Genomic DNA, 15,513 nt, shown 5'->3' with positions numbered 1-15,513 from the left:
AACGATCAATGAAAATTCCGCCCGCCCGGCAGGGCCTTCAGGGTCTGCTTCGGCACCTGGGGCTCCAGATCCTGCCGGAGTTCCGGCACCTCGCGGACGAGCTGGGCCAGGCGGCTGGCCGGTTTGATCTTTTCCGACAGTTCGATCACCGGGCGCCTGACCTCGTCCGCGCGGGCAAGGCCGGCATTCTCCAGGCTCATGTCCGACAGGCGGGCAAGCAAGGGCGTTGCGTCCTCCACATGATCCGCGACCACATGGATGACACCGGATTCCGACTGCAGCCTGCCGGTCACCTTCAAGAACCGCGCACCCATGATCAGCGGCCGGTATTTCTCGAAAGCCTTCGGCCAGACGATGATATTGGCGACACCTCCTTCGTCCTCCAGCGTGAGGAAGATGACGCCCTTGGCAGAGCCCGGACGCTGGCGCACCAGAACGAGACCAGCCACCGTCACCTGCCGGCCCGAGCGGATCCGGTCCAGATCCCGGCAGGGCAGCACCCGCATCTCCGACAGGGCACCGCGCACGAAGGAAACCGGGTGCGCTTTCAGGGACAGGCTTAAGGCACGGTAATCGGCCATCACATGGGCGCCGGGGCAGCATCGGCGGCAGGTCCGCATCCGGTTCCCGCCTGAGATCGGCAAGGCGGGGCCGTGTCGAACAGCGGCAGGCGATCGCGCAAGGCACCCTTTTCCAGTCCCTGCGCTGCCCACAGCGCCGTGCGCCGATCGAGCCCGAGCGAGCGGAAGGCATCCGCCTCCGCCAGACGCATGATCACCTGCCGGCACAGGCCCGGTTCGCAGCCAGAGATCGCGGATCGAATCGTAGCCCTGCCCGCGCAGGGCGATGATCGTTTTCACATCCTCTTCCCGCAGGCCCTTCACCATGCGCAGTCCGAGCCGCACGGCTTTGGTCGACCGCACCACGTCCTTCATCTCGCCGTGCCGACGGTGGAGATGTTTTGCGGCTTCCATGCCCGGCTCCAGCATCGCATCCCAGCCGGACAGGTTGACGTCCGCCTCGCGCACCTCCACCCCGTGCTCGCGCGCGTCGCGCACCAGCTGGGCCGGGGCATAGAAGCCCATGGGCTGGGAGTTCAGAAGGGCGGCACAGAACACATCCGGATAATGGGCCTTGATCCAGGCCGACGCATAGACCAGCAGGGCGAAACTGGCCGCATGGCTTTCGGGGAAGCCGTATTCGCCGAAGCCCTCGATCTGGCGGAAGCAGCGCTCGGCGAAGTCCCGCTCATAGCCGTTTTGCACCATGCCCTCGATCATCTTGGTCTGGAAGGTGCCGATGGTGCCGACCCGGCGGAAGGTCGCCATCGCCCGGCGCAACTTGTCCGCCTCGCCGGGAGTGAAGCCCGCCGCGACAATGGCGATCTTCATTGCCTGTTCCTGGAAGAGCGGCACGCCCATGGTCTTGCCGAGCACCGCCTCCAGCGCCTTTGACGGATAGCTGACCTGCTCCAGTCCTTGCCGGCGGCGCAGATAGGGATGAACCATGTCGCCCTGGATCGGGCCGGGACGCACGATCGCCACCTCGATGACGAGATCGTAGAAGGACTTTGGGCAAAGCCGGGGCAGCATGGTCATCTGCGCCCGGCTTTCCACCTGGAAGACACCGATGGAATCGGCCCGGCACAGCATGTCGTAGACTTCCGGTTCCTCCGCCGGAATACTGGCGATGGAATAATCGACGTCATACTCGGCACGCAGCATCTCCAGCACCTTGCGGATCGCCGACAGCATGCCGAGCGCCAGGATGTCGATCTTCAGGATGCCGAGCGAATCCAGATCGTCCTTGTCCCATTCGATCACCGTCCGATCTTCCATGGCCGCGTTCTGGATCGGCACCACCTCGTCGAGCCTTCCGCGGGTAATGACGAACCCGCCCACGTGCTGGGAGAGATGCCTTGGAAAGCCGATCAGGGTCTTGGCGCAGGCAAGCATCTGCGTCAGCAGCGGATCGGCCGGGTCCATGCCTGCCTCGCGCACCTGTGTGTCTTCAGTGCCCGCGGACGAGCGGCCCCAGACGGTGCCGGACAGCGCGCCGATGGCATCTTCCGACAGGCCGAACACCTTGCCGACCTCCCTTAAGGCCGAGCGGGAACGGTAGGTGATCACGGTGGCCGCCAACCCGGCCCGTTCGCGGCCGTATTTCCGGTAGATGTACTGGATCACCTCCTCGCGCCGCTCATGCTCGAAATCGACGTCGATATCCGGCGGCTCGCGCCGTTCCGGCGAGATGAACCGCTCGAACAGGAGATCGGCCCGTTCCGGATCCACTTCCGTGATACCGATGCAGAAACAGACCGCGGAATTCGCCGCCGAGCCGCGGCCCTGGCAGAGGATGCCTTGCGAGCGGGCAAAGCGGACGATATCGTAAACGGTCAGGAAGTAAGGCGCGTATTGCAGTTGCTCGACCAGGGCCAGTTCGTGGGCGACCGCCTTTTTGACCTTCTCCGGCGCCCCGGCCGGATAACGCCGGCGCATGCCCTCCTCCGCCAGCCGCTCCAGTTCCGCCTGGGGCGTGGCGCTCTCGCCAGCGGGCTCTTCCGGGTACTCATAGGCAAGGTCATCGAGGGAGAAGGACACCTCGTCCAGGATTTTCAGGCTTTCGCGTAAAGCGCGCGGCGCGGCATCGAACAGGCGCGACATGTCCTCCGCGTCCTTCAGATGCCGTTCCGCGTTGACCTGCAGCTTCCGCCCCGCTGTCTCCAGCCGTTCATGCAGGCGGATGCAGGTGACCACATCCTGCAGGGGACGCCGCCCGGGCGCATGGTAGAGCACATCGTTGGTGGCAAGGAGCGGCACCCCGCACGCCTCGGCAAGGTCAGCGGCAAGCTGCAGCCGGCGCCGGTCGGAGGGCCCGCGCGGCAGGGAACAGGCCAGCCGGACGGATTTTCCGAACTCGCCCTTCAGCCGCGTAAGGACACGGGCAACGCCGTCCGCCTCCGGCAGGCCGGCGGGCAGGACCAACGCCATGGGGAAGCCCTCTTCCAGAACCGCCAGGTCGTCCGCGACCAGATGGCATTCGCCCTTGGGCGCGCGCCGGTTGCCGGTGGTGAGCAGCCGGGTCAGACGGCCGTAAGCAGAGCGGTCCTGCGGCCAGACGATCAGGTCCGGCGTCCCGTCCAGAAAGGCAAGCCGGCAGCCGGGGACAAAGCGCAACCCCACCTCCTTGGCCGCCATATGCGCCCTGACCACGCCGGCCATGGAATTGCGGTCGCACACGGCGAGCCCGGACAGCCCGAGCGCACCCGCCGTCATGGCGAGCTCTTCCGGATGGGAGGCTCCGCGCAGGAAGGAAAAATTGCTGGCCGCGCAAAGTTCAGCGAAACCGGTCATGCGAACACCCCGTGCAGATACCAGCGCGGGGTCGCCGTTTCACGGGCGTAAAGCCCTTCCCGGTAAAGCCAGAACCGCCGGCCGGCATCGTCCTCGATCCGGAAATAGTCCCGGGTCACGCCTTCTCTGGTCGACGGCGGCGCATCCGGCGCGCCCACCCACCAGGGGGGAGCGATCCGCTCCGGCCCTTCCGAGCGGACCACCCGGTAAAGCGTGCGCCGCCAGCGGAACCGGAGCGGCGGGCCTTCCGGGACCATGGCGACGGCCTCCACCGGCTCTGCCGGATTGAGCAGCCGCAACGGGCGTTCAAGAGGCACCTCAGAACTCTGCCGGGTCTGCAGCAACCCGGCCTCGCCCGAGGCCCCGAGACCGAGATCGTCGCAACCCAGAACCACGGAAGAAAACCCGGTCCAGGCGAGCGCGTCCTCGCGCACGACAGCAGCCGGCACCAGGGCCGTCTGGGATTCCGGCAGATGCCGGTCCACGGGCAGAAGCCGGGTGACCCGGTCGAGCCCGAGCCGCGCGCCGAGCCGGTCGATCAGCCCTGCGAGATCGGCCTCGGCCTCCGCCACCCCCTGCCCGCCAAGATCGAGCTGCGCGGGGTCCTCGTCCTGCGCTTCCAGCACCGCCAGACGTACCAGATCGTATCCATACCCGGCATCAAGCACGCTTTCGTCGGCTTTAAGCTTCTCGGCAAAGAGCGCGAGGATCCGTTTCGGCACCCGCAACGGCCGGCTGGTGCCGACAGCAAGCTTTTGAACCGCCCCATCGACCCGAAACAGCGCCAGCTCGAAGGCCCGGCCACCCTGAACTCGCCGCTCCAGCGCATCGGAAAGCTGACCGGCCAGCGACAGGACGACCGCACTGACATCCTCCATGCGCCCGATCGGCTCGAAAAACCGGCGTTCGGCCATGATCAGGGGCGCTGCGAACCGGGGCGAGATCGGCTCGCCCTCCCGGCCAAACGCCTGGTCCAGGCGCCGCACGGGGTCCGGCCCGAACCGGTTGGCCAGCGGCGCGCGTGGCCGCGTCGCAATATCGCCGATCCGGCTCAGCCCCACCCGCTCCAGACCTTCGACCGCTTCCCGGTCGAGCCGCAGGGCGGCAAGCGGCAGGGACGCCAGCGCCTCTTCCTGCTGTCCGGGGGCAATCGAACCGCCGTCGCCATAACGAGCAACCGCCCAGGCGGCCCCCGGCGTATCGGCGATGGCGCCGCGCACGGCAAAGCCCTGTCGCTCCAGCCGGTCAAGCGCATCGGCCAGCAGCGCCTCTTCACCGCCGAAAAGATGGGCGCAGCCGGTGATATCGAGGAACAGCCCGTCGTCCCCGTCAATCGCCACCAGCGGCGTGTACCGGTCGCACCAGTCGGCAACAAAGCCGAGCAGGAGAGCATCCTCGCGCGGAGTGGCTTCTTCCGCCAGCAGAGACGGCACCCGCGCCCGGGCATCGGCCAGAGCCTCGCCGGAGCGCAGGCCCAGGGCACGCGCCGAGGCGGTCAGGCAGATGATCCGTTGGGCATTGCGGATTTTCGCGACCACCGCCAGCGGCGGCGCGGCCTCAGCCGGCGGCGGGGAAGTCGACCCGCCGCCCGGTCGGCTCCGCACCCGCCAGGACGGCCCCATCGTCCGGCGCAGAATCCGATCGCAGGCCAGCTCCGGAAACCAGAGCGACAGAACGCGCTGGCGCGGCAAAACGCCTTTCAGCATGTCTCCACTCCAGATCAAGACGGCCGGACCGGCCGTCACGGTTTCGGGTCAGTTCCACGTTCCAGGCAGCCCGGCCGACCGCCTCATGCGGCCCGGCCCGCAACAGCGCCGGAGCCTGCGAGCGCTCAGGCGAGACGCACCATCGGGTCAGGGCCGCCGTCGGCTCGAACGCCGCCCCGTGGCGCACCAGAAACACCGGCACGCCACTGACCTGGGCCCGCAGCAAAAGCCGACGGGTCGCCGTCAGATCGAGCGCCTTCTGCGCGCCCTGCACCTCGCCGACGACCGCCGCCAGGACGGACGCGCGCGTGCCTTCCTCCATCGCCCATAACAATTCCTCAGTCCGGCGTGGGCGAACCGCGATCAGGCGGGCCGGATCGATACCGAAACGCAACAGGCCCGGTCCATGCAGCAACCCGGCCTCCCGACCGGCAAGCGGATCCTGAACCCAGAGCACCGCACCGGAACGCGCCGACATCACCCTCGCGAGCAGCGCGAGGGCAAACCCCGACAGGGCACCCGCATCCCGGCTTTCGCCGCTCACCACCTCATGCAGGCTGCCGCAGGCAAGTCCGCCCGCGGCAAACAACCCGTCCAGCCCTTCAAGACCGAAGGACATACGGACTGGTCCCGGCCCCTGCTTTCCGGCGGAAAAAGCAGGAGCCGGACCAAGCTGCCCGTTGAAGGGGAGGCCTCCCTCAAGGGCCGCAATGCGGCGGCGCAGCTCGGCAAGGTCCGTCCGGCCTTCCGGCCGGATTGTTGTTCTGTGTTCTGGCCTGTCGCCTGACCGATTTTCTGGCCAATTTTCCGGTCGGCTTTCTGGCGGGCTTTCTCGCGATCCGGGCACAGTCTATCCAATCACCTTGGATTATGTTCTCTCTTTGTTCTTATAGATTCCGAATCCCGGACACGGAGTCAAGAGCCTTTGCGAACCGAACCGAAGCAATGTGCAATACCGTAAGGGAAACATCTGGAAACATTTCACGGAGGTTTGATCGCGCGAACAGCGTTTCAAAGCCACGGAATCTTAAGTCCCTCGTGTCATAACAGCGCCGGATAACGGATCGGGGACCCCTCTTTGCGCCTATTTGCAACGACCTGGACACAACGACTGCAGCATATGCCGGCCTTGCGGCCGGTGGCGGACGTGCTGAACCAGATCCTTGGAGCCCTCCGTGACCCGGCGGACGGCAGCGGCGGCGCAAGCCGCATGGCCCTGTCCACCTTCGCGATCCGTGTCGGCGGCGCAGCACTTGCCTATGTCTCCCAGATCATCCTGGCCCGCCTGATGGGCGCCCATGACTACGGCATCTTTTCCGTGGCCTGGACCTGGATCGTGGTGCTCGGCGTCATGGCCTGCTTCGGGTTTTCTTCCTCCACCACCCGTTTCGTCCCCGAATACAGCGAGACCGGAGACTTCGACCGCCTGCGCGGCTTTCTGCTCGCCAGCCGCACCATCGCGTTCCTGGGCGCCTCTCTCGTCACAGGCGCCGCAATTGCCGTGGTCTTCCTGCTCCATTCGATGATCGATTCCCAGTACACGCTGCCGATGGTCGTCGTTTTGCTGGCCTTGCCCATGTTCGCCTTCGGCGGCGTTCTGGACGGCATCGCCCGTTCCTACGACTGGCCGTGGCTTGCCATGTTGCCGACCTATATCTGGCGGCCCGGCGCGATCCTGGTCTTCCTGCTTTTCTTCCTCCTGATCGGCCAGCCCGCCACCGCCCTGACCGCAGCCTTTGCCGCGCTCGCCGCCACGTGGGCTATCGCAATCTATCAGCAGATCAAGCTGAACGGACGGCTCGCCTCCAAGGTACCGAAAGGTCCCCGCCGCCTGGAACTCCGCACCTGGTTCGCCATTTCCATGCCCATGCTCATGGTGGAAGGCTTCTTCCAGCTGATCACCAGCGCGGACGTGATCATGGTCAGTTTCTGGCGCGATCCGGATGAAGTCGCCGTCTATTTCGCCGCCTCCAAGACGCTGGCGCTGGTGCATTTCGTCTATTTCGCCGTCCGCGCCGCCTCCGCGCACCGGTTCTCCCGCTTCGTCACCACGAACGACCGGGAAGGCCTCGCAGCTTATGTGCACAAGGCAACCACCTGGACCTTCTGGCCGTCGCTCGCCACCGGCCTCGCCGTCCTGGTCGCCGCCCCTCTGCTGCTCAGCCTGTTCGGCAAGGACTTCACATCAGGCATGCCCCTGATCGCGGTCCTGCTGGTGGGCATTCTGGCCCGCGCTTCCGTCGGCCCGGTCGACGCCCTTCTCAACATGAGCGGCAACCAGAAGAGCTGTGCCGTGATCTATGCGGCCACCTTTGCCGTAAACGTGGGCTTGAATGTCATCCTTATTCCTCATCTCGGCCTGATGGGCGCAGCCCTCGGCACCAGCCTCGCGATCATGTTCGAGGCAACCTGCCTGACCGTTTCCGCCCGCAGGACCCTGGGCGTCCAGACCTTCATCCTGCCGCTTCTCCTGAACCGGAAGGGGATGGCGGCTTGAGCGACTCCGATCTTCCGGCAGTTGGCGATCTGGAACCGATTGTCATCGATCCGGCGCGTCCGGCTGACCAGCTCAGCGCCTGGCGGGCCCTGGCCGAAACGGCAGTCGATCCCAATCCGTTCTTCGGCCCCGATTTTCTCATGCCTTTCCTGGAAGACATGGCACCGGCACATGTCCGCCTCTGCGCCATCATAGACAAGAGGACCGGCCGTTGGATGATGGCCGCGCCCATGGGCCGCCGCCGCCTCGGCCTCGGCATCCCGGCGGCAACGTCCTGGGCCACGGAATACGGCCCCCTGGGCACGCCCCTTCTGGACCGAACCGCCCCGGCAGGCATCGGCGAACGCTTTCTGGAGCTGGCGGCACGAGCGGTCGGCCTTCCCCTGGTGGCCTTCCCCTATCTGCCGCTCGATTGCACCGCTGCCCAGGCCCTGGAGGCCACCTCCTGGCAGATGCGAGAAGCCCACCCGGAAGCCCGCGCCGGTCATGACGGCGGGGTGGAAGGTGAAAAGCAATTCGCAAAGGCCTTCAGCGGCAAGAGGCGCAAGGAACTGCCCCGCCTGGTGCGCCGTCTGTCCGAACAGGGCGAGGTCCGCCTGGAAAGCGCCCGCGAGGACGACGCGGTTCGGCTGTTCGAAACCTTCATGCAACTGGAGGCCTCGGGCTGGAAGGGCAAGAAGAAGACCGCCCTCCTGAACCACCCGGCCTCCACCCAATTCGCCCGAAGGATGATTGCCGCGCGTGCCAAATCGGACGGCGTGCGGATCGACAGCTTTTCCGTCGACGGCAAGGCGATCGCCATGCTGGTCATCCTGCTTGAGGGCGATCACGCCTTTTCCTGGAAGATCGCCTTCGACGAGGACTATGCGCATTTCTCCCCCGGCAGCCAGATCGCGCTTTATGCACTGGAGAAGAACCTGCAGGACAAGCATCTGAAGGGCGCCGATTCGCTTGCCGTTCCCGGACACCGGATGATCGAACCCCTGTGGCGCGGCCGGATCCGCTACGCGACCCTGCTCTGCGCCGCATCGCCCGCCGGACGCCTCCTGCAACTGGCCGGGCATTTTGATCTGTCCCTCGAACGCGACCTGCGCCGCCTCGCCCGCAAGCTTCTCAGGCACTAAAGCGCCTCACCCCTCGGCGCGCGCCTTTTCCCGGAGGATCCGGCGGATCACCTTGCCCGTGGTCGTCATGGGCAGGTCGGGCACGAATTCGATCTCACGCGGATATTCATGGGCCGACAGGCGCTTTCTCACGAAACCCCGGATCTCGTCTTCCAGGGCCTTGCCGGCCGTCACCCCGTCCTTGAGCACCACATAGGCCTTGACGATTTCGGTCCGCAGCGGATCGGGCTTGCCGATCGCCGCCGACAGCTTGACCGCCGGGTGCATCAGCAGGCAGTCCTCGATTTCCCCCGGACCGATCCGGTAGCTGGCGGAGGTAATCACGTCGTCGTCACGGCCGACGAAATGGACGTAGCCGTCCTCGTCCTGCAAACCCTGGTCGCCGGTGATCATCCAGTCGCCGATAAACTTCTCTTCCGTCGCCTCGGGCTTGTTCCAGTATTCCAGGAACATCACCGGATCGGGTCGCCTCACCGCGATCTGGCCGAGCGTTTCCGGCGGCAGGACGTGACCGTCGTCATCGATGATCGCCACCTCGTGGCCCGGAATCGCCTTGCCGATCGCACCGGACCGGGACACCCCGCAGGCCGCACAGGAGCCGAGCACCGCATTGCATTCCGTCTGGCCGTAGAATTCGTTGACCTGGAAGCCGAATTCATCGGCGAACCAGTCGTAGGTCTCCCGGCCCAGTGCCTCGCCGGCGGAGCCGACGCTGCGCAATTTCAGATCGAAACGGCTTGCCGGGCTATCGACCGCCCGCAACATTTTCAAAGCCGTCGGCGGGATAAAGGCATTGCGCACCCCTTCGGCCGCCATCAGTTGGAATGCCCGCTCCGGATCGAACTTGCGGAAGGCGTAGGAGACGACCGGCACTCCGAAATGCAGCGCCGGGAACAGGGCGTTCAGCAACCCGCCGGCCCAGGCCCAGTCCGCCGGCGTCCAGAACAGGTCGCCCGCCTGGGGCATGAAATCCTGCGACATCTGGATACCCGGCAAGTGACCCGGCAACACCCGGTGGCCGTGCAGCACCCCCTTCGGCTGGCCGGTGGTGCCGGAGGTGTAGATCATCATCGCCGGGTCATCCGGCGTCGTTGCCAGCGTATCGAACCGGTCGGAAGCTGCCTCGGACAGGGCGTCGAAGCTCTCCACTCCGCTTTCCGGCCCGTCGATGGAAACCACCAGGCCCAGACCAGAGATGTCGTCCCGAATCTCCGCCAGTTTTTCAAGGCCCGCCGTGTCGGTCACCAGGGCGCTCGCACCGGAATCGTTCAGCCGGTATTTCAGTGCCTCCAGGCCAAACAACGCAGCCAGCGGCACCGCGATGGCACCCATCTTGTAGATCGCCAGATGGGCGATGGCCGTCTGCGGCGCCTGCGGCAGCAGGAGCGCGACCCGGTCGCCCCGGGCAATCCCTTTTGCGGCAAGGGCATTGGCGAAACGGTTGGCCGCGCGCGCCAGTTCCAGATAACTCCAGACCTCGGCCCGGCCGTCTTCGTGGAGATGGCGAATGGCGAGGCGGTCGGGATCTTCCGCGGCCCAGCGGTCGCAGACACTTGTCGCGATATTGTAGGTCTCGGGTATCTGCCAGCGGAAATTGGCAAGGAGAGAGCGATAGTCTCCGGCCTGCTTGAACATTCCGTCGTCCGTTGCTGATTTATTGTGCACCGGAGCCTACTCCTGCCCGTGCTGCAGTGCAATAGACGTCGCGGCAGAAGGTAAACCTTCGCGTTTCCGCGATTTTCCCCTTTCCATTTCGGCTGGCCTTGCCCGAGCCTCCTGCGTTCACTCGAACGCAGGAGGCTCCCGCTTTGTAAGGTCGATCAACTTTTCTGCGTTCCCGTGCTCGCACGAGAACGCAGGTTGATCTAAAAGCCGATTGTCCGCCTCTTGGCGGAAACCGGTCGCAGCCTACCCGGTTCCAGCGAAAACAAGGGTTCACTCATGACTGACAAAAGCATCTACGAAAACCTGACCCAGCTTGGCGGACAGACCGAGCAGCCCCAGTCGCCGGAAGAGGCGGTTCTGGAAAAAGTGCCCAATCCGCAGGAAGGCACGGACTATATGGTCCGCTTCACCGCGCCCGAATTCACCTCGCTCTGCCCGATCACCGGCCAACCGGACTTCGCCCATCTGATGATCGACTACGTGCCGGACAAATGGCTGGTGGAGAGCAAGTCGCTGAAGCTGTTCCTGGTTTCGTTCCGGAACCACGGCGCCTTCCACGAGGACTGCACGGTCTCCATCGCCAAACGGCTGGTCGATCTGCTTGACCCCAAATGGCTCAGGATCGGCGGCTACTGGTATCCGCGCGGCGGCATTCCGATCGACGTCTTCTACCAGACCGGCCCGGCGCCCGATGGCGTGTGGATCCCCGAACAGGGCGTCGCGCCATATCGCGGACGCGGGTGAGGCCCGTCCGGCACACCCACCACAGTTGCCATAAAACAACAACCCGCGCCGAACCTCCCCAAACAGCCGCAGCGGCTCTTGAGGCAGACCGGCGCCGGGTGTAAAGGACGCCCTCCTTTTTGATCCATTTTGAATGGGGTAACGGACATGCCGATCATGAGCCGCTCGCCCAAAGGGGCAGCAAACCCGCGCTAACCCGCGACGACGGGACGGCCGGTGTCAACGGGACAGGGACCACCCTGTACCCGCACGACCCTTATTCAAAATGGAAATCTCCCATGGGCAATTCCATCCCGGACGCCGGGCCGGCCGACGCCGCGCCTGCGTCCATCCATACGTTTTATTCCGAAGCTTCCTGGATCGAGGGCGCGGCGGTCGATCAACTTCACCAGGTCGCCGGTCTGGACGGCGTCAGGGCCGTTGCCGCCTTTCCGGATCTGCATCCCGGCAAATACGGTCCCGTCGGCAGCGCCATCCTGTCGGAGCGGATCTATCCGCCGCTGATCGGCAACGACATCGGCTGCGGCATGTCGCTGTTCGCCCTGGATCTTCCCGCCCGCAAGCTGCGGCTCGACAAGGCCGCGGTCAAACTGCGCGCACTGGAAGGTCTCTGGGACGGCGATGCGGCCGGACGCCTCGTTGAGGCAGGCCTTGCGCCCGACCTACACCCCCAGGCGCTCGGCACCATCGGCGGCGGCAACCACTTCTGCGAACTGCAGGTGGTCGATCGTGTGTCCGACGACAGGGCGCTGGCAGAGGCCGGCCTCGCCGAAGGGCAACTCGTGTTGCTGGTGCATTCCGGCTCCCGTTCGCTCGGCATGGCGGTTTTTAGCGATGTCGATCAGACTCATGAAGGTCTGGCCGCAGGTTCGAGCGAAGCGGCAAACTACCTGAACCGCCACAACGACGCGGTCGCCTGGGCCGAGCTCAACCGTCGGATCATCGCCGAGCGGGCGGCCAGCGCCCTGCGTGCGGCGCTAACGCGCATCGCCGATGCGCCGCACAACCTGATCGAGGCCCTCGACGGCCTCTATCTCCACCGCAAGGGTGCGGCAAAGGCGGATGGCGGTCTGGTGCCGCTGGCAGGCTCCCGCGATGCGCTGAGTTATCTGGTCAGGCCGACCGGTTCCGTGCCGGAGGCACTCGCCTCCCTCGCCCACGGGTCCGGCCGCAAATACGACCGCGCCTCCATGACGGGCCGGGCCGGTGCGACCAAGTCGGACCGCAAGCAGCTGGAACGCACCTCCTTCGGCGGCTACGTGGTCTGCGAGGACCGCCAGCTTCTGATCGAGGAGGCCCCGGTTGCCTACAAGCCCTCCGCTCAGGTGCTGGCGGACCTGGAATCAGCCGGCCTCGTGACGGCGGTCGCGGCCCTCAAACCGCTGCTGACCTTCAAGAAGGCAAAGGCGGAGCAGGACAGCGCCGACAAGGAAAGCTGGAAACGCGACCGGAAAAGGAGGGAGAAATCATGACCTCCTCAAAAGACCTGAGTCTTCTGGTGACCAGCGGCGACGGCCCGCGCGAATGCCGGCGGGCCGTCCACCTGATCCTCGGACAGATGCGGAAAGAAGCCGCCCGGCAGAAGCTGCCCTTTGACGAGACCCTGTCCGACCCGGACACCCAGGATCCGCCGTCGGCCATCGTCCGCCTCTCGGGCACAGATGCCGAGGCCTTTGCGAAACGCTGGGTCGGAACGGTGCAATGGATCGCCCAAAGCCCGTTCCGCCCCCATCACAAGCGGCGCAACTGGTTCGTCGGCGTCTTCCGGGTGTCGGCGGAAGACGCGGTTTCGACCGATCTCGATCCGAAGGAGCTGAAGTTCGAAACCTTCCGCGCCGGCGGACCGGGCGGCCAACACCAGAACACCACGGACAGCGCCGTCCGCCTCACCCACCTGCCGAGCGGGATCGCCGTGATCTCACGGGATGAACGCTCCCAGCACCGCAACAAGCAGGCAGCCCTGCGCCGCCTCGCCGACCGGCTCTACCTGCAGCAGGAAATCGCCGATGCCCGTTCAAAGGCATCGGAAAACATCCTGCACAAGCGCCTGGAACGCGGCAACGCAGTGCTCTGCTTCAAGGGGGAGAAGTTCATGGAGAGCTGATCGTTTCGAGGGGACAGTTTCCGGGAAGACGTTGCGGTGCCGCACCCCGGACTGTCACCCCGGGCGAACGCAGTGAGACCCGGGGCCTACTCGTTTGCAGAGCCGTTGTTGCTGTGACCAAAGCTGCGGCAAGCGGCTCTGCGAGTAGGTCCCGGATCAGGTCCGGGATGACGCCTGTGTGTACGAAACGGCAGGCATTTCAACCCGCCGGCCAAATCACTCCGGCGTCGGCAGCTTCAGGTCCGGGGCCTTTTCGATCACCTGGGTGATCGTCATCTCGAAGTTCGGTGCCTTTGTGTCGTAGGTCGCCTTGACGATGAAGCCGTCATCCGGCCGGACCCAGTACTTGTAGTGGTTCTCCGTCACCATGCCCTGAGACACGGTGAGATCGGCCTCCAGCGTCTCATGGGCGACACCGTCGATCTCCTCCGTTCCACAGGCGGCGTTGCGGATCGTTTCCGCATTGGTCTTCTTTGCCGCAATGGCGCCTTCCGCATTCTGGCTCGCGTCGAGGTCGCGCACCTTCGCCCAGGTCTTTCCCTCGTCCGACGACTGGTACATGACGTTCTCATAGGTCAGCACCCAGGCCTGCGGCGGGTTGATCGGCACGCTCATATGATGGCCGTGGTTGAGATAGAGAAAATCGTTGGTCATGGGCGGCGCGCCCTTGAACGCGGTCGTGACGAAGGTCTTCGTCGGTACGCCCTGATCGAGCTGCATGTAGAGTTCGACGAAACGGTCATGACACGGATCGGCCAGACCCGTCTGAACGGTACCGAGCAGAAGGCCCGCGGCCGTAATGGCTGATTTCATCGACAGCCTCCCTTTTTTGAAATGCGCTTTATTCAATCTCATCAGGCAAGAGAATAGCAAATCCCCACCGGGGACCATCACACAAACGTCGTATGTGGCGGACCGCCCGGCCGTGCCATAGTCGGCGGACTTCGCCCTGAGCTACGGAGCAATGCCCCCATGACACCCGCCATTCGCGCCTGCGTCCGGGCCTCGGCCTTGCTGAGCCTCGCACTCTTTGGCCTCGTACATCCCTCCGCCGCACAGGAACGGGTGCTGACGCCGGAAAAGGCCGCCGGTTTCGACGGTGTGGTCACCCAGTGCGTCAGCTTCGTGCGCTACGACTTCGCCAACGGCATGTGCGACAAGGTCATCCCGGCCGTTGAAAAACTGGCTGAGACAAACGGCCTGAAGCATCTCCACCTCGGCCGCACCGAATGGGGTTTCGGCACCGATGAATATCTGGAACTGCCTGCCGATGCCGGTTTCAAACGGCCGGTCTGGCTGACGTTTTACATCCGCGCCACCGACAAACCGGTCAGCGCCTTCCTCTGGATGTCGCTCTATGAGCCTTCCGCCTCGGGCGGGCGCCGGGTCCTGTGGGAGGATTCCGGCATCGGCGCCGGCCAGGTAAAGCGGATTACCAACGGTCTTTCGACCGGGCTGGCAGGCAAACTGGAACCGGTGTTCCAGGCGCTTGGGGAAGGCCGCTCAGACTAGGATCGGAACCTCACGCGGGACCTACCCCAGGACGACAACCTTGGCGCCGACGTTGACCCGATCGTAAAGATCGATCACGTCCTGCTGCCACATGCGGATGCAGCCGCTCGATGCATTGGTGCCGATGCTGCTTGGCGCATTGGTGCCGTGGATGCGGTAGAGTGTGTCCTTGTTGCCCTGCCACAGATAAAGGCCGCGGGCGCCGATCGGATTGCTGGGGCCGCCCGGTTGGCCGTCCCGGTATTTGGCAAGCTTGGGATCCCGGTCGATCATTTCATCCGGCGGGAACCACTTTGGCCATTCCCGCTTGAAGCCGATCCGCGCCTCGCCGTTCCAGGCAAAGCCTGCCCGCCCGACACCGATGCCGTAGCGGATCGCCCGCCCGCCGGGCTGGACCAGATAGAGGAACTTCTTCTTCGGATCGACGACGATCGTCCCTGCCGGATAGCGCGACGAGTAGGACACGGTCTGGCGCAGGTATTGCGGATCGAAATTCTGGTACTTGATACCGGGAAGCGAGAACCCGCCGTCCCGGATCGGCGCATAGGCCGCGGCATAATCCGGTGTCCCGTCGGCGCGCAGGTCGAGCCCCGCCTGACGGATCCCGCTTTCCTTGCTCTGGCACGCCGCCAGAAAGCAGGACAATCCCACCACGAAACTCCGGCGGCTCACCTTCAACGCCATGATTGCTTTCCTCGTTCCCGGCCCCGACCGGCCGCGTCAAATCCATGATCCGACAGATCCACTGTCTTGCAACGAAAGCAACATATTTATGGTAAACGGATGGTGAATTTTTAACCCAGCGTCA

Annotated in this window: 12 protein-coding genes; 6 read left to right on the top strand and 6 right to left on the bottom strand. The window is 65.0% G+C overall.

Translation table 11 applies throughout. The features are described 5' to 3' along the window. Positions 1-5: 5 nt before the first annotated feature. The 3 genes from ABIN98_RS00765 to ABIN98_RS00755 are packed head-to-tail and all read right to left on the bottom strand — an operon-like array spanning position 6 to position 5,678. Positions 6-3,353, bottom strand: coding sequence for an error-prone DNA polymerase (locus ABIN98_RS00765; RefSeq protein ID WP_346906516.1), 3,348 nt, complete (start codon positions 3,351-3,353; stop codon positions 6-8). Next, on the bottom strand, positions 3,350-4,975 hold the full coding sequence (locus tag ABIN98_RS00760; RefSeq protein WP_346906682.1) for a DNA polymerase Y family protein: 1,626 nt from the start codon (positions 4,973-4,975) through the stop codon (positions 3,350-3,352). Before ABIN98_RS00760 ends, ABIN98_RS00765 begins: the two co-directional genes overlap by 4 nt. Next, entirely contained in the window at positions 4,911-5,678 is a 768-nt protein-coding gene (locus ABIN98_RS00755; protein ID WP_346906514.1) for an inducible mutagenesis protein A, read from the bottom strand. Before ABIN98_RS00755 ends, ABIN98_RS00760 begins: the two co-directional genes overlap by 65 nt. Positions 5,679-6,179: 501 nt before the next feature. Here ABIN98_RS00755 and ABIN98_RS00750 point away from each other — a divergent pair. Beyond that, the gene (locus ABIN98_RS00750; RefSeq protein WP_346906512.1) at positions 6,180-7,556 is read left to right on the top strand and encodes a lipopolysaccharide biosynthesis protein; all 1,377 of its coding nucleotides are present in this window, start codon (positions 6,180-6,182) and stop codon (positions 7,554-7,556) included. Further along, complete coding sequence (locus tag ABIN98_RS00745) at positions 7,553-8,680, top strand: GNAT family N-acetyltransferase (protein ID WP_346906510.1); 1,128 nt, start codon at positions 7,553-7,555, stop codon at positions 8,678-8,680. Before ABIN98_RS00750 ends, ABIN98_RS00745 begins: the two co-directional genes overlap by 4 nt. A gap of 6 nt (positions 8,681-8,686) precedes the next feature. Here ABIN98_RS00745 and ABIN98_RS00740 read toward each other — a convergent pair whose 3' ends face one another. After that, positions 8,687-10,315, bottom strand: coding sequence for an AMP-binding protein (locus tag ABIN98_RS00740; protein WP_346906508.1), 1,629 nt, complete (start codon positions 10,313-10,315; stop codon positions 8,687-8,689). Between the two features lie 306 nt (positions 10,316-10,621). Between ABIN98_RS00740 and queF the strand changes: the two genes are divergently transcribed. From queF to prfH, 3 genes are all read left to right on the top strand, one after another. Beyond that, entirely contained in the window at positions 10,622-11,089 is a 468-nt protein-coding gene (gene queF, locus ABIN98_RS00735; RefSeq protein ID WP_346906506.1) for a preQ(1) synthase, read from the top strand. A 278-nt stretch (positions 11,090-11,367) separates the two neighbouring features. Continuing rightward, positions 11,368-12,561 carry an RNA ligase RtcB family protein gene (locus ABIN98_RS00730; protein ID WP_346906504.1) on the top strand — a complete coding sequence of 398 codons (1,194 nt, stop codon included), beginning with the start codon at positions 11,368-11,370 and terminating at the stop codon, positions 12,559-12,561. After that, entirely contained in the window at positions 12,558-13,193 is a 636-nt protein-coding gene (gene prfH / locus ABIN98_RS00725) for a peptide chain release factor H (protein ID WP_346906502.1), read from the top strand. Before ABIN98_RS00730 ends, prfH begins: the two co-directional genes overlap by 4 nt. 216 nt (positions 13,194-13,409) lie before the next feature. On the opposite strand, the gene ABIN98_RS00720 is transcribed toward prfH, so the two are convergent. Further along, positions 13,410-14,006, bottom strand: a complete 597-nt coding sequence (locus ABIN98_RS00720; RefSeq protein ID WP_346906500.1) for a hypothetical protein — start codon at positions 14,004-14,006, stop codon at positions 13,410-13,412. Positions 14,007-14,165: 159 nt separating this feature from the next. Between ABIN98_RS00720 and ABIN98_RS00715 the strand changes: the two genes are divergently transcribed. Further along, entirely contained in the window at positions 14,166-14,705 is a 540-nt protein-coding gene (locus ABIN98_RS00715) for a hypothetical protein (protein WP_346906498.1), read from the top strand. Positions 14,706-14,726: 21 nt separating this feature from the next. Here the strand turns inward: ABIN98_RS00715 and ABIN98_RS00710 are convergent, their stop codons facing one another. Beyond that, positions 14,727-15,389: a L,D-transpeptidase gene (locus tag ABIN98_RS00710; RefSeq protein WP_346906496.1), complete on the bottom strand. Its 663-nt coding sequence runs from the start codon at positions 15,387-15,389 to the stop codon at positions 14,727-14,729. Positions 15,390-15,513 lie beyond the last annotated feature (124 nt).

Source organism: uncultured Roseibium sp. (assembly GCF_963675095.2).
Lineage (GTDB): Bacteria > Pseudomonadota > Alphaproteobacteria > Rhizobiales > Stappiaceae > Roseibium.
Note: the sequence above shows the minus strand (reverse complement) of the source record. Positions and strands in the feature narration are given on the sequence as shown.